Source organism: Nocardia pneumoniae NBRC 100136, from assembly GCF_000308755.1.
Lineage (GTDB): Bacteria > Actinomycetota > Actinomycetes > Mycobacteriales > Mycobacteriaceae > Nocardia > Nocardia pneumoniae.
In genome coordinates this window covers 48718-72506 of the sequence record NZ_BAGF01000075.1, presented here as the reverse complement: position 1 = coordinate 72506, position 23789 = coordinate 48718, and the positions used below count along the sequence as shown (strand labels likewise).

General features: G+C 68.2%; 17 protein-coding genes. 12 read left to right on the top strand and 5 right to left on the bottom strand.

All coding sequences use genetic code 11. The annotated features are described in order from the left end of the window. Positions 1-37 precede the first annotated feature (37 nt). Genes ON34_RS33785 through ON34_RS23830 form a run of 3 tightly spaced genes read left to right on the top strand, consistent with a single transcriptional unit; the run spans position 38 to position 13499 of the window. Positions 38-10129 carry a hybrid fatty acyl-AMP ligase/type I polyketide synthase gene (locus ON34_RS33785; protein WP_051023031.1) on the top strand — a complete coding sequence of 3364 codons (10092 nt, stop codon included), beginning with the start codon at positions 38-40 and terminating at the stop codon, positions 10127-10129. Further along, on the top strand, positions 10126-12426 hold the full coding sequence (locus tag ON34_RS23835) for a thioester reductase domain-containing protein (RefSeq protein WP_040783226.1): 2301 nt from the start codon (positions 10126-10128) through the stop codon (positions 12424-12426). Before ON34_RS33785 ends, ON34_RS23835 begins: the two co-directional genes overlap by 4 nt. Further along, positions 12423-13499 (top strand): alpha/beta hydrolase, encoded by a 1077-nt coding sequence (locus ON34_RS23830; protein ID WP_040783224.1) that lies wholly within the window; start codon positions 12423-12425, stop codon positions 13497-13499. The genes ON34_RS23835 and ON34_RS23830 overlap by 4 nt, the downstream gene beginning before the upstream one ends. On the opposite strand, the gene ON34_RS23825 is transcribed toward ON34_RS23830, so the two are convergent. Beyond that, positions 13482-14471 (bottom strand): Gfo/Idh/MocA family protein, encoded by a 990-nt coding sequence (locus ON34_RS23825; RefSeq protein ID WP_040783491.1) that lies wholly within the window; start codon positions 14469-14471, stop codon positions 13482-13484. The genes ON34_RS23830 and ON34_RS23825 overlap by 18 nt on opposite strands. 114 nt (positions 14472-14585) lie before the next feature. Here ON34_RS23825 and ON34_RS23820 point away from each other — a divergent pair, with 114 nt between their 5' ends. The 7 genes from ON34_RS23820 (at position 14586) to ON34_RS23790 (ending at position 19713) form a co-directional block, all read left to right on the top strand. Continuing rightward, positions 14586-15875: a glycosyltransferase gene (locus tag ON34_RS23820; protein WP_040783221.1), complete on the top strand. Its 1290-nt coding sequence runs from the start codon at positions 14586-14588 to the stop codon at positions 15873-15875. Between the two features lie 3 nt (positions 15876-15878). Further along, positions 15879-17096, top strand: coding sequence for a glycosyltransferase (locus ON34_RS23815; protein WP_245548168.1), 1218 nt, complete (start codon positions 15879-15881; stop codon positions 17094-17096). A 156-nt stretch (positions 17097-17252) separates the two neighbouring features. Beyond that, positions 17253-17675 (top strand): hypothetical protein, encoded by a 423-nt coding sequence (locus ON34_RS23810; protein WP_157172403.1) that lies wholly within the window; start codon positions 17253-17255, stop codon positions 17673-17675. Further along, the gene (atpB, locus tag ON34_RS23805; RefSeq protein WP_040783219.1) at positions 17672-18394 is read left to right on the top strand and encodes a F0F1 ATP synthase subunit A; all 723 of its coding nucleotides are present in this window, start codon (positions 17672-17674) and stop codon (positions 18392-18394) included. Before ON34_RS23810 ends, atpB begins: the two co-directional genes overlap by 4 nt. Positions 18395-18463: 69 nt before the next feature. Then, complete coding sequence (gene atpE / locus ON34_RS23800; RefSeq protein WP_040783217.1) at positions 18464-18724, top strand: ATP synthase F0 subunit C; 261 nt, start codon at positions 18464-18466, stop codon at positions 18722-18724. A gap of 4 nt (positions 18725-18728) precedes the next feature. Next, on the top strand, positions 18729-19196 hold the full coding sequence (locus tag ON34_RS23795) for a F0F1 ATP synthase subunit B family protein (RefSeq protein WP_040783215.1): 468 nt from the start codon (positions 18729-18731) through the stop codon (positions 19194-19196). Continuing rightward, positions 19183-19713, top strand: a complete 531-nt coding sequence (locus ON34_RS23790) for a F0F1 ATP synthase subunit B family protein (RefSeq protein ID WP_157172402.1) — start codon at positions 19183-19185, stop codon at positions 19711-19713. The genes ON34_RS23795 and ON34_RS23790 overlap by 14 nt, the downstream gene beginning before the upstream one ends. Positions 19714-19826: 113 nt before the next feature. Here the strand turns inward: ON34_RS23790 and ON34_RS23785 are convergent, their stop codons facing one another. Then, on the bottom strand, positions 19827-20021 hold the full coding sequence (locus tag ON34_RS23785) for a hypothetical protein (protein ID WP_157172401.1): 195 nt from the start codon (positions 20019-20021) through the stop codon (positions 19827-19829). Between the two features lie 48 nt (positions 20022-20069). Next, positions 20070-20324: a DUF7161 family protein gene (locus ON34_RS23780; RefSeq protein ID WP_040783209.1), complete on the bottom strand. Its 255-nt coding sequence runs from the start codon at positions 20322-20324 to the stop codon at positions 20070-20072. Positions 20325-20491: 167 nt separating this feature from the next. Between ON34_RS23780 and ON34_RS33780 the strand changes: the two genes are divergently transcribed. Then, a complete protein-coding gene (locus tag ON34_RS33780) occupies positions 20492-21100 on the top strand; it encodes an SLATT domain-containing protein (protein WP_051023030.1) in 609 nt (202 codons plus the stop codon). A gap of 296 nt (positions 21101-21396) precedes the next feature. On the opposite strand, the gene ON34_RS23770 is transcribed toward ON34_RS33780, so the two are convergent. Next, the gene (locus ON34_RS23770) at positions 21397-22239 is read right to left on the bottom strand and encodes a glutamate ABC transporter substrate-binding protein (RefSeq protein WP_040783207.1); all 843 of its coding nucleotides are present in this window, start codon (positions 22237-22239) and stop codon (positions 21397-21399) included. A 228-nt stretch (positions 22240-22467) separates the two neighbouring features. Next, positions 22468-23106: a hypothetical protein gene (locus ON34_RS23765; protein WP_040783204.1), complete on the bottom strand. Its 639-nt coding sequence runs from the start codon at positions 23104-23106 to the stop codon at positions 22468-22470. Positions 23107-23124: 18 nt separating this feature from the next. Here ON34_RS23765 and ON34_RS23760 point away from each other — a divergent pair, with 18 nt between their 5' ends. After that, entirely contained in the window at positions 23125-23379 is a 255-nt protein-coding gene (locus ON34_RS23760) for a hypothetical protein (RefSeq protein WP_040783201.1), read from the top strand. The last annotated feature ends 410 nt before the right edge of the window (positions 23380-23789 follow it).

Here is a 23789-nt window from a genome sequence, read left to right as displayed (position 1 = left end):
GCTGAATCTCCAGTTTCACCGGTAGAGGAAGTAGTTCGTGCACAACACTTTCGTCGAGACACTCTTCGCCCAAGTCGAGAATCGGCCGACCGAGTTGGTGTACCGGTTCCTGGACAGCGGTGACGTCGACGGTGTGGTCCGCGAAATGCGGTACGCCGACCTGGGTGTCCGTGCTCGGGCGATCGGCGCCGCACTCCAGGATTCGATGCCGCGGCGGGCGCTGTTGCTGTATCCGGCCGGTCCGGAGTTCATCGAGGCGTTCTTCGGGTGCCTGGCGGCCGGAGTGGTGGCCGTCCCCGCGCCGCTGCCGGAATGGGAGAACCGGTCGATGCATCGGCTGCGGCGGATGGTGGCGCACGCGGATGTCGATGTGGTGCTGGCCTCGCGGCGTATCGTCGCGGATTCGGCCGCACTGCATGCGCAGATTCCCGAGCTGGCCCCCTTGCCGTGGCTGGCCACCGACGAGATGGCCGACGAATGGGCATCGCGGTGGCGGGAGCCGGATCTCGGACCCGACTCGGTCGCGTTCATCCAGTACACCTCCGGCTCGACCAGCGCGCCGAGGGGTGTGCTGCTCACCCATGGGAATCTGCTGCACAACCAGCGTGCGATCGCCGCGGGGCTCGGCCACGACCGCGCGGTGATCGAGTCCTGGGACGGTGCGCTGTTCGCCAGCTGGCTGCCGATGTACCACGACATGGGGCTCATCGCGCCGATACTGCAGACGGTCTATCTCGGTGGGAATTCGGTGCTGATGTCGCCGCTGCATTTCCTGCAGCGCCCCGAGCGGTGGCTGCAGGCGATCTCGACCTACCGCGCCCACACCAGCGGCGGCCCCAACTTCGCCTACGAACTGTGCCTGCGCCGGATGTCGCCGGAGCGGATCGAGCGGCTCGACCTGAGCCGATGGCGGGTGGCGTTCAATGGCTCCGAGCCCGTGCGCGCCGCGACGGTGCGGCGGTTCACCGAGACATTCGCTCGCGCCGGCTTCCGCGCCGAATCCCTCCGGCCGGTCTATGGTCTGGCCGAAGCCACCTTGATCGTGACCGCGTCGTCCACCACCGGGACGCCGACAGTGTTGGAGGTCGCCGGGCGATCCGGTGACGGCAACCGCACTCGCAATGCGGATTTGGTCGGTGTCGGACAGCCGCCTGAGGGAATCTCGATAGCGGTCGTCGATCCTGAGCACGGCACCGAGCGTGCCGACGGGGACGAAGGCGAGATCTGGGTCGCGGGCGACAGCGTTGCCGCGGGATATTTCCGTGACGAGCAGGCCACCGCCGAGATGTTCGGCGCGACGCTGCCCGGCGACGATCGCCGGTACCTCCGTACCGGGGACCTCGGGTTCCTTTCCGGTGGTGAGCTGTTCGTCACCGGAAGACACAAGGATCTGATGATCGTCGACGGCCGCAATCATTATCCGCAGGACATCGAGTTGACCGTCGAGGCGGCGCACGAGAATGTCCGGGCCGGATGCGTCGCGGCGTTTTCCGCGGACGTGGGAGTGGGCGGCGAGCAGCCGGTCGTGGTGGCCGAGGTGCGCGGCGCGGATCCCGGCGAGTTGGCCGAGATCGAGGGCGCCGTGCGTGCGGCGGTGGCGACCGACCACGGTCTCACGCTCGCGGCCGTGCTGCTGATCCGGCCGGGCACGATCTACAAGACCAGCAGTGGGAAGATCCAGCGTGCGGCGTGCCGGGCGGCGTATCTGTCCGGCGAGTTGATCGCGCTGTCGGCGGGTCCGGTGCGGTCGCCGGAGGACGAGCTGGACGACTACGAAGCGGACACGCTGAACGAGGCGTCCGCGGCCGAGCCGTCCGCGGAGGCGGTCCGGTCCTGGCTGGTGACGGCGATCGCACGGCAGGCCGCGCTGGATCCGGAACGCATCGATGTGCACCGCCCGATGGTCGAATTCGGTTTGGGCTCGGCTGATTTGGTGGAGCTGGTGGTCGACCTGTCGGAGTTCCTCGGACGCTTCATCGACACGAATCTGTTCTTCGACCATCCCACGATCGACGAGGTCGCCACGGCACTGGCGCCCGCCGCGCCGAACGCGCCGGGCCAGGCCGGTGTCGAGGCGGTCGAGACGGATGCGGCCGCGGCCGACGACGCGGACGACGACGCGATCGCGATCCTGTCGATGTCCTGCCGATTCCCCGGCGGCGCGGATTCGCCCGAGGCATTGTGGCGGCTGCTGGACGGCAACGGTGACGCGCTCACCGAGGTACCCGCGGGCCGTTGGGACATCGACGGGCTGTACGACCCCGACACCTCCGCGCCGGGCAAGGCGTACACCTTCCGCGGCGGATACGTCGACGGCATCGATCGCTTCGATGCCGCTTTCTTCGGCATCGGCCCGCGCGAGGCCGCGGTGATGGATCCGCAGCAGCGCATGATGTTGCAGCTCAGCTGGGAGGCGATCGAGCGGTCGGGACGCGATCCACGCACCCTGCACGGCAGTGCGACCGGCGTCTATCTCGGCGTGTACAGCACCGGCTATCTGGCCGACCCGGCACCGGAGCAGCTGAACGGCCAGGTGGGAACGGGACTCTCACCGAGTGTCGCGTCCGGCCGGATCGCCTACACGCTGGGGCTGCACGGTCCGGCGGTCACCCTGGACACGGCGTGTTCCTCGTCGATTGTCGCGATGCACCTGGCGATGCAGGCACTGCGCGCGGGGGAGTGCGATCTCGCCTTGGCGGGCGGCGCGACGCTGCTGATGTCACCGACCGCCCATATCGAATTGTGCCGGTTGGGTGTGCTGTCGCCGACGGGCCGGTGCGCGCCGTTCTCCGCCGACGGCGACGGAACCGTGTGGGCGGAAGGCGCCGGTCTGCTGCTTTTGAAGCGTCTCGGCGACGCACGTCGAAGCGGGGACCGTATCCTCGCGGTCATTCGGGGTTCCGCGGTCAACCAGGACGGCCGCAGTCAGGGGTTGAGTGCGCCCAACGGCGCTGCCCAGGAGCAGGTCCTGCGTTCGGCACTGCGTGTCGCGGGTCTGGCTCCGCACGATATCGACTATGTCGAGGCGCACGGCACGGGCACGGCGCTGGGCGATCCGATCGAGGCGCGCGCACTGGCGCGGGTGTTCGGGCCGGATCGTGACCCGGCCCGGCCGCTGGGCATCGGGTCGCTGAAGTCCAACGTAGGGCACACCCAGGCTGCGGCAGGCGTGGCCAGCGTCATGAAGCTGGTGCTCGCACTGCACCACGAACGAATCCCCGCCACCCTGAACGCGGGTGTGCCGTCGCCCCAGGTCGACTGGGAGCGCAGCGGTGTGACAGTGCAGGCCGAGCCCATGCCGTGGCCGAGGTCGGATCGGCCGCGACGCGCCGGGGTGAGCGCCTTCGGGCTCAGCGGCACGAACGCGCACGTGATTCTCGAGGAGGCTCCGCCCGAACCCGTGGTCGTACCGGACACGGTGGACGACCGAAGCGTGGCGCTGCTGCCGATCTCGGCCCGCAGTCAGCCGTCGCTGCACGGCCAGGCCGAACGGCTGCTCGACCTGGTGGTCGCCGATCCGCGGCTGGAGCCTGGTCCGGTCGCGCGTGCATTGGCGTTGCAGCGCACTCAGTTCGAGCGACGTGCGGTCGTGGTGGCGGGCGATCGGGACGAGATGGTGCGTGCGCTGCGCGATCTGGTGGACGGCAAACCCTCGCCGAATGCCGTCGTCGGCGCCGGTCCGGTGCTCACCAACGCCAAAACCGCATTCGTCTTCCCGGGGCAGGGGACGCAGTGGGTCGGCATGGCGCGCGACATGCTCGCCAGTTGCGAGGAGTTCCGCACCGAATTCGAGAAGTGCGACAAGGCTTTCAGCGCACACCTCGACTGGTCGCTGAGCGACCGGTTGACCACCATGACCGCCGCGGACCTCGCTGATTTCCCCGTCGTGCAGCCCCTGCTGTTCGCGACCATGGCCGCGCTCGCGGCCGCCTGGCGGGCGGCGGGCGTCACCCCGGATGCGGTCGTCGGCCACAGTCAGGGGGAGATCGCCGCCGCCTACTGCGCCGGTGTCCTCGAATTGAGCGATGCCGCACGGATCGTCATGACCCGCAGCCGCCTGATGCAGGGCATCACCGCCCCGGGCGCGATGGCGATGATCGGCCTGCCCGAGGCCGAGGTCGGCCGACGGCTGGCGGAGTTCGGCGGCCGGGTGTCGATCGCGGCGGTCAATGTGCGTCGCTCGACGATCGTGGCGGGCGAGCAGGCCGCGGTGGAAGAACTCCTGGCCGCGATGGACAGTGCGGGAATCTACACACGGCTCGGCGCGGCCGGTCCCGGGTTCGCCGGGCACTGCCGGTTGATCGAGTCCATCCGCGATCCGTTGACGACGGAACTAGCGAGTATGTCGGCGAATTCGCCTGCGACTCCGTGGTATTCGACGGTGTCGGGCGAATTGATGACGAACGAGCCGATCGGACCCGGCTACTGGTATCGGAACGCGCGCGAGACCGTGCGGTTCGCGGCCACGATCGAGCGCATGATCGCCGACGGGTTCCGGTATTTCGTCGAACTCGGCGTGCACCCGTCGCTGACCGCGGCCGTCCGGACGGTCGCGGAGGAGCTCGCGCGCGAGGTGGTGGCCGTGGGTTCGCTGGTACGGGACCAGGACGGACCCACCTGCCTGGCCAGGTCGCAGGCCGAACTGTATGTCGCGGGCCACGAACTCGACTGGACCCGGCTGGTTCCCGAATGCGGGCGGGTGGACCTGCCCACCTATGCCTTCGACGAGCGGCGGTTCTGGACCGACCCGGTCAACCGCGACACCGTTTCGCTCGGGCTTCAGGACGTCGCCCACCCCATTCTCGGTGCGGGTGTGCCGCAGCCGGATTCGGGTGGCATCACACTGACCGGGCGGCTGTCGCGTCAGCAGCAGCCGTGGGTGGCCGATCACGCGGGCCCGAACGCGGTGCTGGTGCCCGGCGCGGCGTTGGTCGAACTGGCCGTCCGCGCCGGTGACGAGGTGGACAGCCCGGTGGTACGGGAGCTGGTGTTGCGCGCCCCGATGCTCGTCCCCGATCGCGGAGCTTTGCAGATCCAGGTGGTGGTCGGTGGCGCCGACGCCGGCAACCGCCGCACGGTGCGCGTCTACGCCCGTGATGAACACGATCCGGATGCCCAGTGGACGCTGCATGCCGACGGCACACTGGCCGAACAGTCGGAATACCTTCCGGCGCAAATCGATTCGTCGGCATGGCCGCCAGCGGAAGCGGTGCGCGTCGATGTCGACGACCTGTACGCCGAGCTGTTCACGCGCGGGCACCACTATGGCCCGCTGTTCAAGGCGATGCGGGCGGCGTGGCGACGTGATGACGAAATCTTCGTCGAGGTCGAACTGGCCGAATCCGCTCATCGCGATGCCGCGAGATTCGGTATCCATCCGGCCTTGCTGGATGCCGCGTTGCACGCCACCGCGCTGTTCGCCGCCGACGACGAGAACGCCCTGCTGCCGTTCGTGTGGAGCGATGTCGCGCTGTGGGCCTCCGGTGCCACCGCGCTCCGGGTGCGGCTCACCCGGTCGGGGCCCGACACCGTCACCATGTCCGCGACCGACCGGACCGGACGTCCGGTGGTGTCGGTGGGTTCGGTGCTGTCGCGTGCGGTCGCCGCCGCGCAGTGGAATGCCGCATCGATCGCGCCCGCGTACCGTCGTTTGTTCCGGATGGACTGGGCGCAGCTTCCGCTGCCCGCGCCGGACCGGACGCTCACGCTGGCCGAATGGGATTCCGCGGTCCCGATGCCCGCTGACGTGATCGTGCTGCCGGTGCCCGAAGGCGAGTCGCCGAGACACGTACACGACACCGCCCAGCAGATTCTGGCGGCGCTGCAAACGATCCTCGCCGACAGTCGATTCGAGCAGGCGACGCTGGTCGTGCGTACCCGCCGCGCGGTAGCGCTGCCCGGTGAGGACAGCCCGGATCCGGCAGGCGCGGTGGTGTGGGGGCTGGTGCGCTCGGCGCAGTCGGAGAATCCCGGCCGGATCGTGCTGGTCGACACCGCCGACCCCGAGGTGGATGTCGCCGCGCTTCTCGCCGCGAGGGAACAGCAGGTGGCCGTGCGTGACGGAGTGGCGTTCGTGCCACGGCTGGCCCGGCTGCCGGAGACGGCGGGGCGCGTATCGGAAGGCAGGGTATCGCTCGGCGAGGGCGCCGTGCTGGTCACCGGGGCGCCGGGGCGGCTGGGGTCGGCGCTGGCCCGTCACCTGGCCGACGCGTACGGGGCCCGAGACTTGGTGCTGGTCAGTCGCCGCGGTATCGATGGTCCCGGCGGCACCGGATTGCGGGATGAGCTGGAGAGCCGCGGGGTGCGCGTGCGATTCGCGCGTTGCGATGTCAGCGACCGCTCGGCTCTGGCGCAGCTGCTCGACGGCATGCCGCTGGCCGGTGTGGTCCACGCGGCGTGCGTACTCGACGACAGCACACTCGGCTCGTTGACGCCAGCGCAGCTCGACGCCGTGCTGCGTCCGAAAGTCGATGCGGCACACCATCTGCACGCGCTGACGGCGGATCGGGAGCTGTCGATCTTCGTGCTGTTCTCCGCGGCAGGGAGTCTGTTCGGGACACCAGGGCAGGCCAACTACGCGGCTGCCAACGCCTATCTCGACGCGCTGGCGCTGCATCGCAGGTCGCTCGGTCTCCCCGCACAGTCGCTGGCCTGGGGTGCGTGGGAGGTCGATATGCACGACCACATGGCGCAGGCCGATATCCGGCGCATCGCGCGCGCCGGCATCCGCGCATTCTCGGTGCCGGAGGGGATGGCGTGTTTCGATGCCGCGCTGCGGGCTGGTGATCCGCTGCTGGTCCCGTTGCTGCTCGACACCGACGTGCTGCGCCGCGCACCGGCCGTGCCGCCGCTGTTGCGCGGACTCGTGCGCCGCGTGCCACGCCGAGCCGTGGCCGACCGCGCGACCGTCGACGTGGCGGTGGGATCGCGCTTCGCCGAACAACTGCGGGCCGTACCGCGCGCGGAGGCCACCGCCCTGGTGCTCGCCGCGGTGGCCGAGTGGACGGGGGAGGTGCTCGGTCATGCGGGCACCGAGACGGTCGCGGCCGAGGAGTCCTTCCAGAGTCTGGGCCTGGACTCGTTGATGGCGGTCGAACTGCGCAACAAGGTGCGCGAGCACACCGGAATCTCGGTGCCGCTCGGCACGATGCTGGCCGGGCAGAGTCTCACCGACCTCGCCGATCATCTCGTCGGTGAGCTGCTGCGGCAGTCCGACGCCGACGCGCCGGATGCCGCGGCCACCGAAGTGCCCGAGGTCGAGGTGCTTCCGGTGACCCGGGACATGATGCGTCTGCTGCGGACCGAGCAACTCGGTATCCCCGCCGCCGCGCAGACCGGCGGCGTCGCCGTGCGGCTGCCCGCGCCGGTCACCCGGCCGCGGCTGGAGCAGGCGCTGGCGCGGCTGGCCCGCCGACATGCGGCGCTGCGCACGACTATCCAGCCCAGCCAGGAGCACGGACGTCAGCTGGAGATCCGCCGTGAACCCGGCGCGCTGGCCGGTTGGCGCGATCTGGACCGACTCGATGACGCCGTCGTGCAGGAGCGCTTCCGGGAGCTGATGGCGCTGCCGTTCGATCTGGCGACGGGCCCGCTGTGGCGCTTCGAGCTTCTCCATGCCGAATCCGCCGATCCGGTATTGCTTTTCGGCGCGCACCACAGCATGAGCGACGTGCAGTCGATGCTGCTGGTCGCGGGCGAACTCGCCGCGGAACTGTCGGGCACGCAGCTCGATGACGCCGTCACCAACCGCGATATGCACCAACTGCTCGCCGCGCAGTCGAGCAGCCGCGACGGCGCAGACACCGCGAGCACCCGGTGGCGCGACGCCTTCTCCGGATCTCGCCGACTCGAGTTGACCTTGGCGCGGCCGCGTCCGGCCCAGCGCAGCTACGGTGCGGGATCGATCGCGCTGGACATGCCGCCCGGATTGCACGACCGGGTCGCGGACCGGGCCCGCGACCTCGGCGTCACCCCCGCCGCGGTATTCCTCGGCGCGCTGACCGTCCTGCTGGCACGTCGGCAGCAGGTCGACCGCTTCGCCCTCGCGGTCCCGGTGGACACCCGGATGCACGCCGACGCGACCGATGCGGTCGGGTATTTCGGTGTGCCGGTGCCGTTCCCGGCCGCCGTGGCGGACGGTGATCTCGTCGGCGACGTGCTGCGCCGCACCGGCGAGCGGCTGCGGAATCTGCTCGCGCCCGGCGCGGGCTTCGCGGATGCGCTCGCCGCGCTGGCCGCCGAGGGCCTGTACCGCGAGAACGCGCCGTTGATCGAGGTGTACTTCAACTACCTGCGCGCAAACTCCGCCGTCACGCGGGCCGCGATCGTTCCGGTGAGCACCGGCTATTCCGATCTCGACCTCATGGTGGCGGTGCTGCCGGATACCGGCCAGGTGTGGTTGACCCACAACAGCGACATCATCGACGCCCGGACCTGCACCGAGTTCGGCACGGAATACCTGAAGACGGTCGCGGCCGCGGTCGCAGACCCGGGGGCGCCCGCCCGGCCCGGAACCAGTGAGCGGCCGGTTTCCGGCCTTCGTGCGGCGCTGGGCGCGACGTTCGCGCTCGGCAGGCTGCCGGAGCTGATGGCGGCGGCGTCCTCGGATGCCACGGCGATCACCGTCGCGCAGGCGCCGTATCACCATGTGCTGTCCTGCCTGCGTGACCCGTCGGGCGTCTTCGCGCAACCGTCGACGGCACTGGGCATCGTGCTGCTGCGCGCGGCGGATCTGGAACGTTTCGGCGCGGTCTCCGATCACCTGCTCGCGGAGCTGGCCGCCGACTACCCGGCGGCCGTGCGCGAGGTGGCCGAACGTGCGCACCGGCCGGTCATCGTCGGCATCCTGCCCTCGGCCCGCCCGGAGGAACGGTTGCTCGCGTGGGAGCGGCTCGTCGCCGAACGCCTGCGCGACATTCCCGGCGTCGCGGTGCTGGAGCCAGGGGAGTGGACGCGCCACCACGCGGTGGACAACCCGTTCGACGACCGGACCGAGATTCTGGCGCACCTGCCGTTCACACCGGAATTCCAGGCGGCGGTCGCGCTCACCCTCGTCGCGACCGCCGCGGCCGTGACCGAGCCCGCGCCGAAGGTGATCGCCGTCGACGGCGACGACACATTGTGGAGCGGAACCGCTGGCGAAATCGGCTCGGGCGCGGTGTCTTTCGATGAGCCCCGCCAGGCGCTGGCTCGGCGGCTGTTGCAATGGCGCGCGGCGGGAACGCTGCTTGTGCTAGTGACCAACAACGACGATGATATCGTCCGCGACATCCTGAATCGGTCCGACAGCCCATTGCGGCGCGAGCATTTCGCCGCCATCTCGGCGGGCTGGGGCGGTAAACCCGAGCGGCTGGAGGAGGTTGCTCGCACACTGCGGCTGGGACTGGACAGCTTCTGCTATCTCGACGACAACCCGGTGGAAGTGGCGCGCATGCGCGCGATGCTGCCCGAGGTGCTGTCGGTGACGTGCCCTCCCGCCGGTGAACTCGAATCGTTCCTGGCGCGACTGTGGCCGATGGTGCCGATCGCCGCGACGGCCGAGGATCGTGCGCGGGCCGATTTCTACCGCCAGGAGCAGGAGCGCGACAATGCGCGCGCCACCGCGGAATTCGCGGAATTCCTGGAGCAGCTGGACCTCGTCGTCGACCTCGAGCAGCTGACCGATGCCACCATGGAGCGTGCGCGACAACTCGTGCGGCGCACCACGCAGTTCACCCTCGCCGAGGTCGCCGCGGATGACCTCGACAGGTGGCGCGACGAGGGCGAGGTATGGACCGCGACGGCGCGCGACCGGTTCGGCGACTACGGCCTGATCTCGGTACTCGCACTCCGGGTGGACGCGGACAGTCTGTGGGTCAGCGGCTGGCAACTGAGCTGCCGGGCCCTCGGACGCGGCGTCGAGGAGCGGCTGCTGAATTGGGTGGCGGATCGGGCCGATGCGCTCGGCTGCTCCACGGTGCGGATGTCGGTCGAGCACACCGTCCGCAATGCACCCGCGCGCCGATTGGCCGCGCGCCTGCTCGGCGGCAGCTCCGACGATCAACGGCTGGACGTGGCCGCGACGCCCGATCGCCTGCGGAAGTTCCGGTCCTGGGAGACACCGGCGAATGGAGAGGACGTGACACGGTGACCGTTCCTGACGAGCCGACGCAGGTCCGCAACCCGGGCGTCGACCGTCGCGTGCGCGGCGAAACCCTCGAACGGGGCGCTGTCGGACTGGATGTCGCCACCCTGCTCGCCCGGGCGGGCGGCAAAGGCGCGGCCCCGCTGGCGGAAGCCGATGGAAGTGGGTCGCTGCCCGGAAACGGTGACGGCGCGCCTCGGGCCGACACCGCACCCCGCGCGACGCCAATGGACGCCGAGGCGTTGGCCGCGGCCGTCACCGTGGTGGCGAATCGGTTCACCGCGACGACCATGGACGCGGACACCGACTTCTTCGATGCGGGCGGCACGTCCATCGCGGCGGTGGAGTTCGTCGCGGCACTGGCACGTGAGCTGGATGTCCACTTGGATCTCGACACGGTCTTCTTCGACGCGCGCCCCCGCAGGCTGGCGCATCGCTGGCTGGCCGACCACCCCGAAGCCGCACCGCCGCGACCGGACGCCGAATCCGAAGCCGATACCGACGATCTCGCCCAACTCTTCGCCGACCTCGCGGGCGCCGACCGATTGCCGCTGGTGGCCGCGCCGGAGCGGGTCGCGCCGCGCCGCATCCTGCTGACCGGAGCGACCGGTTTCCTCGGTAGTCACCTGCTGCTCGACCTGCTGCGACACAGCCCAGCCCACGTGGTGTGCCTGATTCGCGCCGATGACGACGACGCCGCCGCCCAACGGCTGGAGCACGCCCTACGGCGCTTCGCACTGCCCTGGAGCCGGGAGGTCCTGCGGCGCGTGACGCCGCTGGCGGGAGATCTGCGCCTGCCCCGGCTCGGCCTGTCCGACGAACGGTGGGAGACCCTCGCCGCGGAGGCGGATGCGATCGTCAACGCGGGGGCCGCGGTGGATTTCCTGCGCGGCTATCCGTCGCTGCGCCGGACCAACGTTCTCGGCCCGCTGACCCTCGCGGAGCTGGCCTGCACCGACCGGCCGAAGCCGGTGCACCACGTCTCCTCGCTGGCGGTGTTCAACGGATCGGATGCCACCACGCTGGGCGAGGACGATCCGACCGCGAACGTCTCCGCGCTGCCGATCGGCTACGACCGATCCAAGTGGGCCGCCGAGGCCGTGCTGCGCCGTGCGGGCGAACACGGACTCGTGGTGACCATCCTTCGTCCCGGCGGCATCGGCAGCCACCCGGAGACCGGCGCCCACAACCCGCGTGACCTCAACGCCGGAATCACCGCGGCACTCACGCGATTTCGTACCGCACCGGGGTTCCGGTACCTCAACGCCGCCCCGGTCGATTGGGTCAGCCGGGTAGCCGCGCAGATCGTCGTCACCCCGAGTGCTTGGGGCCACACCTATCACCTCACCGGCGCGCCCACCTCACTCGATCAGGTGGTCGCCGAAACCACGCTGGCCGGTATGGGTATCCGCGTCCAGCACTGGGAGCAGTGGTGCGATGACGTGGTCCGCGCGATCAGAACGGAGCCGGTGCCGGAGCTGGAATCGCTGGCGCAGGTGTTGCAGAGTCCCGTGGCCCGGCGTCAGCTGGCGGCGATGGTCACCGCGCCGCCCGCATCGGCCGCGCGCACCGAAGCGTTCGTGGCCGCCAACGGCCTGCCCGCGCCCACGACACCCGGTCCGGCGTCCCGCGGCCGGATGGCCGCAGCCATGCCGGGCCTCGGACCGCAGCCGGGCGACCAACCCTATCTGCGGTTCAACGAAACACTCACCGGGGCCGTCGGTCCCATCGGTGAGACCGCCGACATCCCCTGCGATCTACGGCTGACACTGTCCGTCGCGAGCAGCGCGCAGATGTTCACCGCTCGAACGATCGACGTCACCGGCGAACTCGCCTGCGCTGGGCTGGGTGACGAGCCACTCGCCGTCGAGGGCACGGCGACGGTTCGGCCGCACGACGGGATACCGCTGCGTCACGAATTGCGGCATCCGATCATGCATTACCGGCTGACGCTGCGTGATTCCTCCGGCGGCACCTGGTGGCTGGAGGGATACAAGTTCGCCGCGGCGCGACGACGCATGGTGCGCCAACTCGGAACACAGGTGATCGAGATCGGACGCACCGGGGAGCCCGCGTCCTACACCGGCGAGGTCGCCGTGCCGATGCACACCTACCTGGCCGACCAGATCGACGGCATCCAGATCGATCCACGACTGCCCGAACGCCAGCAGCGGCTGGCGAAACTGCTATGGCTCAGCTGGTTCGGCGGCCAGCTCGGCAAAGGTCTGCTGGAACCGGTCCTGCGGGTCGGTGTCGATCTGCTGGATCTGCGCCGAGCCGCGCGTAAGGAGAACCGCCGATGACCGATCCGCGATCGACCGTCCCGGAACTCGGTGCGGAGGAGGTGATTTCCTTCCGAACCGCCGACGGTCTCGATCTCGCGTTGCGTCGCGTGGGGCCCGCCGACGCGCCCGCGGTGCTGCTGATTCATGGGCACGGGGTGTCATCGGAGATGTTCGCGCTTCCCGAGATCCGCAATGTCACCGATGTATTGACCGATGCGGGCTACCAGTCGTGGCTGCTCGATTGGCGCGGCAGTTGCCGTCTGCCCTACAACGAATCCGGCCCGCCCTACACCGTCGACGACGTCGCGCTCTACGACCTGCCCGCGGCGGTCGCGCAGATGAGAGAGCGGATCGCGGACCGCCCACTGTTCGTCGTGGCGCATTGCATCGGCGCGCTGGCCCTCTCGCTGAGCATGACGGCCGGGCTGCTGCCCGGACTGGCAGGCGTGGTCGCGCAGGGCGTCTTCCTGACCCCCAAGGTGAGCACGTCGGCGCGGGTCCGGGTGCTGCTCGGCAGCGAACTGCTCGGGTCGCGGGTCAGCCACATCGAATCCGACTTCCGCAAGGTCGGGCTCTGGTCCCGGCGCACCTTGCTCTACGCGGCGCTGTCGCGCAAGGGCGACTGCCCGGATCCGACCTGCCGGATGGTTCACCATGGGTGGGGGATGGGCGCCAGGCTGTTCGAGCACGACCACCTGGATGCGCGTACCCACGGTCGGCTGGCCGAATTGTTCGGCGCGATACCGCTATCGGTGCTGCCGCATCTACGACAGATGGAATTGGCGCACGCCGTGGTCCGGTGGAACGTCGACGACGAACGCTACCGCGCGCTTCCGGAGAACGCGCTCGACGAGGCCGATCGAATCGACTGTCCGGTGTTGCTGCTGTCCGGCAGCCGCAACGAGGCCTGGCTGGATTCCAACAGGCTTTGCTATGAGGTGCTTTCGGCGCGCAATCCCAATGTCGATGTCCGCTATGTCGAGATTCCTTCCTACGGCCATCTCGACACGTTCCTCGGCCGCGGCGCGGCGCTGGACGTGTTCGGACATATCGTCGATTTCTTCGACGAGACGTCAGCTCGGTTGGCGTAGCGGCAGCCCGGCGGTCCGGTAGATGGCATCGATGACGGACATGGTGTCGACGGCGTCGCTCGGCGCGGTGGCGACCGGCTCGCCGCGCAGCACCGCGGCGGCGAAGGCGTCGAGTTGATAGTCGTAGGAGGTCCGACGCGCGAACCGCCGCACCCGTCTGCGGCCCTCCGAGCGAACCGTCAGCAGATGTCCCAGGTGCGGCAGCACCGGATTGACCAGCCGCATCCGCCCGCGTTCGCCGATGACGGTCGCGCCGACACGCAGCACGTCCGCCGACCACATCGAGCACCGGATGTGGCCGGTGTGCCCGGACGGGAAGCGCAGTTCGGCGGTCATCGCTCGGTCGATCCGCGGCTCGCGCAGCTTCGCCTGCGCCGCAACGACTTCCGGGTTCTCGCCACCCAGCACGCGGGCCATGTGCACGGCGTAGCAGCCCGCGTCCATCAGTGCGCCGCCGGCGAGGGCGTAGTCGTAGCGGATGTCGGAGAACTTCGGCAGCGGAAAGCACAGCGCGGCTTCCACCCGTCGCAGTGTCCCCAATTCGCCGGACGCGATGATCTGTTCGGCGGCCGACATCAGCGGGTGGTAGCGGTAGTGGAACGCCTCCATCACCACACAATCGGACGCACTCGCCAGGGCTGCGATCTCGGAGGCCTCCGCGGCGTTGGCGGTGAACGGCTTCTCGCACAGCACATGCTTTCCGGCCTGTACGGCGGCGCGGGTCCAGCGGCCGTGCAGGCCGTTCGGCAGCGGGATATAGACCGCGTCGAGATCGGGCGCCTCGATCAGCGCCTCATAACTGTCGTAGGCCCGCGGGATGCCGTGCTTGCGGGCGAACCGCTCCGCACGCGACCGATCCCGGGCCGCGACCGCCGCGACGACGACCTCCGGGTTGCGCTCGGCCGGTTTGATCACCGACGCCGGTGCGATGCGGGCCGCGCCGAGAATCCCGATCCGGAGCCCGGAGCGCATGTCTTCGGTCACCAGCAGACACTAACATCGGCACCGCACGGCTGGGCTGCTCCGACAGCAGGACGAACCCTGAATGCGGGCCGATCACATTGGACACGAACGGAAGTCGAGAGTATGCGCATCGCGTTGTTGACGGCGGGAACCCGGGGCGATCATCAGCCGTATCTCGCCCTGGCCGACGAGTTCCAGTCTCGCGGACACCATGTCGAAATGACCGCCACCGAGAACTACGCCGATGTGGTGCGCCGCTCGGGCTTCCAGCCGCACGTCATCCCGTTCAACTCCGCGGAATTACTGGAATCGCCCGCGGCCAAACGCGCCCTGTCCTCCGGTAAGACGCTGCCATTCGTGCGGATCATGCTGGACACGGTCAAGATCATGGCGGGCGAGCGTGGTGAGCGGATGCACCAGGTGCTGAGCGGCGCTTGCGAATCGGCCGAGGTGATCGTGTCGTGCGCCTCGACACTGCCCTGGGCGATGGAGCGTGCGGAGAAGACCGGGCAGAAGGTGGTGGGCTGCCTGCCGTATCCGCTCGAGCGCACCGGTGAGTTTCCGTCGTCGTTCATGGTGAAGCACATGATCTCGTCGCGGCGACTGCGGTTGGCCAGCTACTCGGCATTCGAGGTGGCGTACGGCGTGGCGTATCGCCGGGTGGACCGGCGGGTGCGCGAAATGATGGAGTTGCCGGGGAAACCACGGAATCCGTTCCGGCGCATCCGCGAGGACGGTATTCCGCTGGTGCACATGGTGAGTCCGGTGCTGTTGCCGAAACCCGATGACTGGCCGGACCGGTCGACCGTCGTCGGTGCGCCGATCCTGCCCGCGCACCTGCGTGACGCCTGGGGTGAAGCGGTGGTCGATCCGGCGTTGACCGAATGGCTCGACGAGGGCGAGCCGCCGATCTACTTCTGCATGACCGGTATGCCGATCCTCGATCCAGCCGGGTGCTGCGATCTCATCGCCGCCGTGTGCCGCCGCCTGGGTGCCCGCGCCCTGGTCACCGTGCGAGGTGAGGGCTATCCGCGCGGCATCGGATACGGCCGGAGATTGTTCGTCCTCGATTCCTTCGATTACGACCGCGTCCTCCCGCGGTGTCGCGCGGTCGTCCATCACGGTGGCAGCGGCAATACCCACGATGTGCTGCGCGCCGGGCTGCCCGCGGTGGTGATCGGAGTGCACAGCGACCAATTCTTCTACGGCTGGCGGATCTCGTCACTCGGGATCGGGGCCGACTTCCCGTATCCGTCGCTGACCGAGGACCGGCTGCACGACGCGCTGGTCCGGACGTTGACACCCGAGGCGCGCAGGCGGGCCCAAGAGCTCGGCCGCACGGTGTCCACCGAGAACGGTGTCCAGGCCACGGCGGACGCGGTGGAACGACTCGCCGTCTCGGCCTCGGCCTGAGCCATGGCCGAATCCGTGCACGTCGCGATCTTCAGCGACTTTCATCCGGCGACACTGGGTGGCGTCCAAACCGCGATGCGGTCGCTGTGCGCGGGCCTGCGGCGGCTCGGTCATCGAGTCACCGTATTCACCGCGCCCGCACCAGGGTCGGTGACGCCCGATGCCGATACGGTAGTTCTCCAGGCGCTGCCGATCGCGATGTCCAACGGGCTGCCGGTGGTCCTTCCGACTCGAGCCAACCAACGCAGGATCGATGCCGCGTTCGCCGAGCGCGGCCCGATCGACATCGTGCACGCGCTGACGACCTACGGCTGCGGAATCTCCGGCGCACGAGCGGCCCGCAGGCACGGTATCCCGACCGTCCAGACCATGCAGAGCCGTGATGAAACGGTCATCGAGAAATATTCCCCCGCACCGTATTTGTCCGCCCTGACCATGCGGCTGGTGCACGGCTGGTTCGTACCGCTACAGGGACGCCCCGCACACAACGGCGACGGCAGGATCGCCCGGCTGGCGTGGCGTCCGCTGGTCGCGCAGGCTCAGGCGGCCGATCGGGTGATCGTGCCGACCCATTACTTCGCCCGCCGGTTGGCCGCACGCGGCGTGGACCGGCCGATTCACGTGGTGTCCAACGGTATCGATGACGAACTGCTCGAGCGGGTCCGCGGCACCGACAGTGCGGCGACGACCGCGGACGCACCGCTGCGTGCCCTGTGGTGCGGCCGCCTGTCCGCGGAGAAACGCCCGCTGGAAGCGATCCAGGTGGCGCGCCTCGTGGAGGAATGCACGCTGGACGTCTACGGCAGCGGGCCGCTGGCCGACCGGGCCCGCTCGGCGGTCGCCGGGGCGCATCTGGGTCATCGCGTCCACCTGCACGGCGAGGTCGACCAAGCCGCCTGCCTGAGCGCCATGCGCACCCACGACGTCCTGCTGCTCACCTCCGACTGCGACACCCAGGGCATGGTCCTGCTCGAAGCGATGGCGATGGGTCTGCCGGTCGTGTACTGCGACCCCGAACTCTCCGAAACAGTGCCCGACGCCGGTGGCGTCCGCGCCCCCGACCGGTCGGTGGAGTCGCTGGCCACCGTGCTGCGGAGCCTCGCGGGGGACCGAACACAACTGCACGCCATGCGCCGGGCATTGTCGTCACACGCCGATGAACCGCGCCAATCGAGGCACACCACCCGGATTCTGTCGGTCTATGCCGAATCGCTCTCCTGATCGACACCGCATGGGGGCGTGGATCCGCTGCCCCACCACACGGTGATTCAGCATGGGTGACAGAGGCATGAACCCGATACGCAGGCAACCTCGACCGGCATGCCCGATTTGTCCCAATCTCTGGTACTACCGCCCGTAGTAAGTAAGAATGATGTCGTGGCCGTATGTAGTAGCTCTGCTACATACCGTCACATCGTCACTACGGGAGGGCATATGACGGTCAGCGTGGACCGGCGTCCGATCATCGTCTCCGCCGGAGCGGGAATCATCGTTCTCGCGGTGGCCGGGATGCTCGATCGGCTGCTGTTGGGTGTATTCGTCTGCGTCGGGATGGCATTGGGCTGTGTCAATGCGTGGCTCACTCGCGTTGCCGTCGTCCGGATTTCGCATGACATCGGCACCGGTAAGCAGCGTTTGGCTGCAGCGAGCGGGTTGCGGTTGTTCGGTGTCACGGCGCTCGCGCTGGTCGTCGGCGTACTGACGCGACGTGATGGGCTCGGCGTTCTCTTCGGGCTGGTGTCCTTTCAGATCGCCCTGCTGCCCTGGGCGGCAATGCCGGTGTCGCGAGGCACCCGATGACGAAAGTCGAAGTGGGACATCATGAAACTGCGCACTTCCTCGGAATGGACTTCCACGTCGATACCGTACTCGCCACCGCGGTCGCGGCTGTTGTGGTCGTGGGACTCGCGCTCTACCTGCGCGTCAAACTGACCTCCGGCGTTCCGAACGGTGTGCAGTTGTTCTTCGAGACCGTCACCGTGCAGCTGCGCGGTCAGGTGGAAAGCGCAGTCGGACTTCGGATCGCGCCTTTCGTTCTGCCACTGGCGGTGACGCTGTTCGTCTTCATTCTGCTGTCGAACTGGTTGTCCGTGCTGCCGGTGCAATACGGCGACGGTGAACTGATCAAACCGCCCGCCGCGGATGTCAACTTCACCTATGCGCTCGCGCTGTTCGTCTTCCTCTGTTACCACGCCGCGGGTATGGCGCGACGCGGTCCGATCGGGCATGTGAAACAGGTGTTGAAGGGGCATACAGGGTGGGGCCCGATGATTCTCGTCAACGTCATCGAGGAACTGGCGAAACCGCTGTCGCTGGCCCTGCGGTTGTTCGGCAACATGTTCGCGGGCGGGGTGATGATCTCGGTGATCGCACTGCTCCCGGCCTGGCTCAGCTGGGGCCCGAACGCCGCATGGAAGCTGTTCGACCTGTTCGTGGGATTCATTCAGGCCTTCATCTTCGCTCTGCTGACCATCCTCTACTTCGGTCAGGCCACCGCGCTCGAGCACGAAAAGCACTGAGCTCTGTAAACCAGATCCATCTTCCGAACCACCACATTCCTATTCAACGGGGGAAAGGAAAGAACAGAAATGACAGACGTGACCCATGCGACGATCGTTCAGGCGGCGGCCCTGCTCGCGGGCGGACTGATGATGGTCGGCGGCGCGATCGGCGCAGGCTATGGCAACGGGATGGCGGGTTCGGCACTGATCAACGGCGTTGCCCGGCAACCCGAGGCCGAGGGAAGGCTGCGCGGCAACTATCTGATGGCGGTCAGCCTGGTCGACGCCGTGTACTTCATCAACCTGACATTCATGGCGCTGTTCGCCTTCGCTGCGCCGGGCAAGTAATGCCATGACCACGAAAACCCTGGCAGGGCAGAATTTTCTGATACCCAACGGCACCCTCTTCGTCGAACTATCGATATTCCTGCTCGTGCTCGCGGTCATCCGGCTGATCGTGGTGCCGCCGATCCGCGATGTGCTCGCGGAACGGGAGGCTCGCGTCGCCAAGACCGCCGCTGATGGGCAACGGGCGCGCGAGATTCTCGAGGCGGCCGAGCAACGGTATCGCTCGTCAGTGGCACAGGCTCGCGGCGAGGCCGCACGCTTGCGTGAACAGGCCAGGACCGACGGTCGGGCGATCCTGCTCTCGACGCGCGAGCGGGCGCGGCAACAGTCGGACCAGATGCTGGCCGAGGCCACGATAGAGCTGCGGGCGCACGCCGACGCGGTGGCGGCGCGGCTGCGTGGAGAACTCGAACCGCTGGCCGGTGATCTGGCAGACCGAGTGATCGGAGGTGGAGGCGTTGAACGAACGTGACGGCATCTACGACATCACCTGGAACTGGCCGGTATTCCTGAGTCAGCTGCTCGGCTTCGCCGTCATTGTCGGTGCGCTCGGCAAATGGATTGCGCCGCAGGCGAAGGCGATGATGCACCGGTCGCAGCACACCATTCGCGAACAACTGGAGGAGAGCTCGCGGGCCGCGGCCCAACTGGCCGCCGCCGAACGGGCCTTCGCAGAAGCGGACGCAAGGGCCTGCAGCGAGGTGACCCGCATCCACCGGGAAGCGCACGCCGATGCCGAGCGGATCCTCGCGGAACTGCGCGAAACCGCAGCCGCCGAGGTCGAACGGGTGCGCCGACACGGTCTGGACCACCTCCGGCAGGTGCGTCGCCAGTTGCGGGAGGAACTCGGGCACGACCTCACCACGGCGGTGCTCGATCGCGCCGAGTCCGTGCTGCGCGAACGCCTCGACTCACCAGATGCCAGATCTGACAGTATCGATCGGGTCCTGGACGAGTTGGCTGGACTGGAATTCCCTGGTTCGTCGTAATCCTCGGTGTTCCGCAAAGGTATCCCTGACCGGCGTCCGGATCGGCTCATGACCCGGGCGCTGGCGGCCCGATCGACACCGCCTCAGGGTGGCTCGCCGAGGTGTCTACCGGTCTACCGGGTGTCGCGCTGTCGTTGCTCGGCTTCGATTTCGGCCGCAAGCGCAGATCGGTCGGCCTGATGCCGAGCAAGGAGCGCCGCGCTGAAGGCCGTCCACGCGGCTTCTTGGACTTCGGTCATCTGTGCTCCGGGGACTTCGGATTCGACATCCGGATGGGCGTCGAGGAACCGCTGGAACAGCACGCCCATCTCCCGGCTGTGCCTACGGTTGAGCTCGATCCGTCGGGGGTCCATCTGTCACCGGTCCGCACACAGCGCCAACTGGTCGAACACGACCAAGACTATGTTCGCCGGGTCCTCCTGCGGGTGCACCCGCAGGGTGTGATGCGGGTTCGGCTCATCGTCAAGGATCACGACGGTATCGACCCCGGCCGGTAGGTCGGCAGGCCAACCGATCTCATCGGTGGGCTCCTCGACGAGTACCCGCGCGAGCCTGCCGCGCAGGCCCGTCTGGTCGTAGCGCAGCGGCGTGAGACCCTGATTCTCGCTCATATGATGATCGCTTGCGATTCTAGTGCGCGATCGCCACAGGTCTGAATCCTGTTGCGGCACCGGGTCGACCGCGTCGCAGGCCCGTCAGGCGCCGCAGCGCAGCCCGCTCTGCCCGGGAACAGTCGATCAGGTGATCAACGCGGAGTTCGGGGCGATACAGTACGGCCGTGACAGAGCACCGATCGCCCATCGGCGGGGATCGCTCGCAGGACCTCGGAGTGCCGCCTTCGCTGGACCTCCGCGCCGCCGACTGGTCGAATTCCGATGAGACCCTTGCCCGGCTGTTCCAACGTGTCGAGACGTATGCCATAGAGGCACGCGATCGGTACGCGAGGGACAAACTGACGAAGCGGCGAACCAGCCTAGCCCTCACCGCGGCCATGATCAGTTTGGGCTTACTCGGAATTCTGGTGCCGCTGCTGACGACCGCCGGGGTCGACGCCGTCAACCCGAGTTGGGGTTACGCACTGCTCGCCTGCGCGGGCGGATGCGCGGCTTTCGACCGATTCTTCGGAATTTCGGCAGCGTGGCTGCGTGACATCCGAAGCGCGCAGTCGATCAACGCGATGCTGTGTGATTTCCAACTCGAGTGGGCGTCCGTTTCGAGGGCGTCCGCAAATTCCAATGGGGAAATAGACCGGCGAATGGGACTGCTCAGAGATTTCTCCCACCGGGTCAATGGGGTGATCGCACGCGAAACGGACACCTGGACGATGCAATTTCCGCTCTCGGCGGAAGCGCGGATGAGCAGATTCGATCGGAGACAAACCTCGTAGCTTCGGCTTCGTCCTGACCGCCTCGCCCCGCGGTCAGGACGACCGGAAGATCCGATTGGGTGGCGCACGCGCCACCCAACGCCTCCGCGTCCTGCACCAGGGCCCATTCCCACCGGCCCTGACCGGACTCGTCGAAACCGGAACACCCACCCAGGCCGCGAATCAACGGTTGGGTTAGCGATTCGGCACTACGCTGTGCCGTTTTCGCCACGGACGCGATACCGCCGCCTATCCCGACACCGGGCCGGATCGAAGATCGCGGGATCGATCATCTGTGCCGGTGCCGAAATCGGTGATCAGTACCGGTCGATAGCGGGCGGCGTCAGCGTCGAGTCACGGAGCGGACCGATCGTGTCCTCGAACGCCTTCTTCCAGGAACCGTCGGCGATCATTGCCTCGAGCGCGTCGTTGATCTTGGCCCGGGTCTCCTGATCGCCCTTCTTCAGGCCGATGCCGTACTTCTCGATGGTGAACGTGTTGCCGACCAGCTTCAGTTCGCCCGATGCTTCCCCCGCGTAACCGGCGAGGATGATGTCGTCGGTGGTCACCGCGTCGACCGAACCGCTGCGCAGGGCTTCGATGCACCGCGAGTAGGTGTCCACTTCCACCAGCTGAACGTCCTTGGCATGGTTGTCCTTGACGTACTGCGCCGGAGTGGAGCCTTTGACCGAGCAGAGCCTCTTGTTGCCGGTCAGCGACTCGACACCGGTGATATCGGTGGTCTCCTTCTTCACCAGCAGGGCCTGTCCGGCCACGAAGTACGGCCCGGCGAAGTCCACCTTCTCCTTGCGGGCGTCGGTGATCGAATAGCTGGCGACGATGAAGTCCACCTCACCGTTCATGATCATCGTCTCGCGTTGCGCCGACGGCGCCTCTTTGAAGGTGATGCCCTCGGGCCGCACACCGAGCTTGCCGGCCACGTACTTGGCGATCTCCACGTCGTAGCCGTGGAACGAGCCGTCCGCTTCGCGAAAGCCCAGTCCGGGCTGGTCGAACTTGATGCCGATGGTCAGCTTGCCGTCCCGCACGTGATCGCTGGCGGTCGCGGAGTCGCTGGAGCTACCGCCACCGCAGGCGGTAGCGGCGAGGGTGACGGCGATCGCCCCGATAGCGAGGCGGAGTGCGCGGTTGATCCTCATCGAATTTGGTTCCCTCTCAGGGTGAGCCGTCAGGACCGATCGCAGGCCCAGGTGCTAACGGCAGGTTATTTTTCCCCGGGAGCCCAGCGGCCGTATCTAACGTCTTCCCACCAGTGGAAACCGGTCGGCCGCGACGAACCGGTACCTGCGCGGGGGTGCGGACCGAGGTCGCGACAGGGCGGGTAGCCATCGTTTCACTGTCGTCGACTGCCGCACCACCCGGTCGAGTCAGCCGAGTACAGCTATCTCGCCACCCAGTTCGTAGTCACCGGACAGCCGCAGTCCGTCTCCGCTCCAGAATCGGCCCGGGTCGTACCAGTCGGGGCTGCGGTGTTCGGGCAGCAGTCCCATCGACTGGTATGTCGCAGCGACGATTTCGGCGCAGTACGCGTTCTCCAGTTGCCGGGCGGCCGACCGGCTCGTTCCGCGGCGGGGGAGGCGTGCGCGGCCGCGTAGCCAGCGCCCCGCCAGAGCGGCGGTGGAGGGGAACGGCGTGCCGTCGAGCCGGGCGATGGTGCGCAGCACGCTGTCCTCCATCTCTCGGGTGGCAGGAGGGTCCAACTGGCGCAACCAAGCCTGCTGACCGTAGCGGTGCGCCCACACCAGCACGGCATCGCGCAGGTTGTGCAACTGGACGCCACGGTGCGTGCTTCCCGACCACATGTCGGGCAGGGACCGTCCGAGTTCCGCGTGCCAGATCAGGGCGGGCAGATCGTCGATCACCACGGACATCCCGACGTGGTTCACCGGACTGTTCGTCGTCATCCGGATCACCCGGTCGGCTGTCGAATGGCCACGGAAAAGCCAGATGTCACCCGTTCTGGTGATCTCGGCCGCTCGGTCGAGAGTGATGCCCGTCCCCGTCATGGTCGTAGCCTATGCGGTATGCGGTGGTGGAAGGTGTTGGGATTGGCGGGTGCGGCCGGTGTGGTCGCCACCGGGGTCGTGGTGGTGCGCGCCGAGCGCCGCCGCCGTGCCTACACCCCGGATCAGGTCCGCGAACAACTGCACGTGCGACTCGCCCAGGCGACGTCGGTTCAGGAAACCATCGAAACCCCCACCGCGGAACCGCGGGCATCCTCCGGTATCGGTGGGCGTATTCGGCGATTGTTCCGTCGCCGATCACAGCAAGGGAAATGAGCGCGACCCGAGCAGGTTGGACGCGTCGATAACTGGGGTGTTCGTCGAGCGTCGAGTGATCGAGTTCGTCCTCGCCGAGGCGGAGTGACTCGGGTCAGCGCGACCACTGCTTCACCACATCGAAGTGCAGCGATCTGGACAGCGGCGCCGCGGTGCGCGGCGGCTGGATCAGGCGGCACTTCAGGAGGTGGCGCTCAGGCGGCAGCGTTGCTAATGAGTAGCTGGCTACCTGCCGCCGAACGAGCGGACCGTGGCGCACTCCGGCCCATCGCCAGAAGACCGAGTACACGCGGCCACTCAGGCCGCTGTCGGCGTGCGGATGCTTCCGGACCCACAATTGCCGACGGCTGGGTCGGATCTACGGGAAGCGGTTCGGCGGCGGTGCGTGCACCCGCATTCGCCGTCCGCGA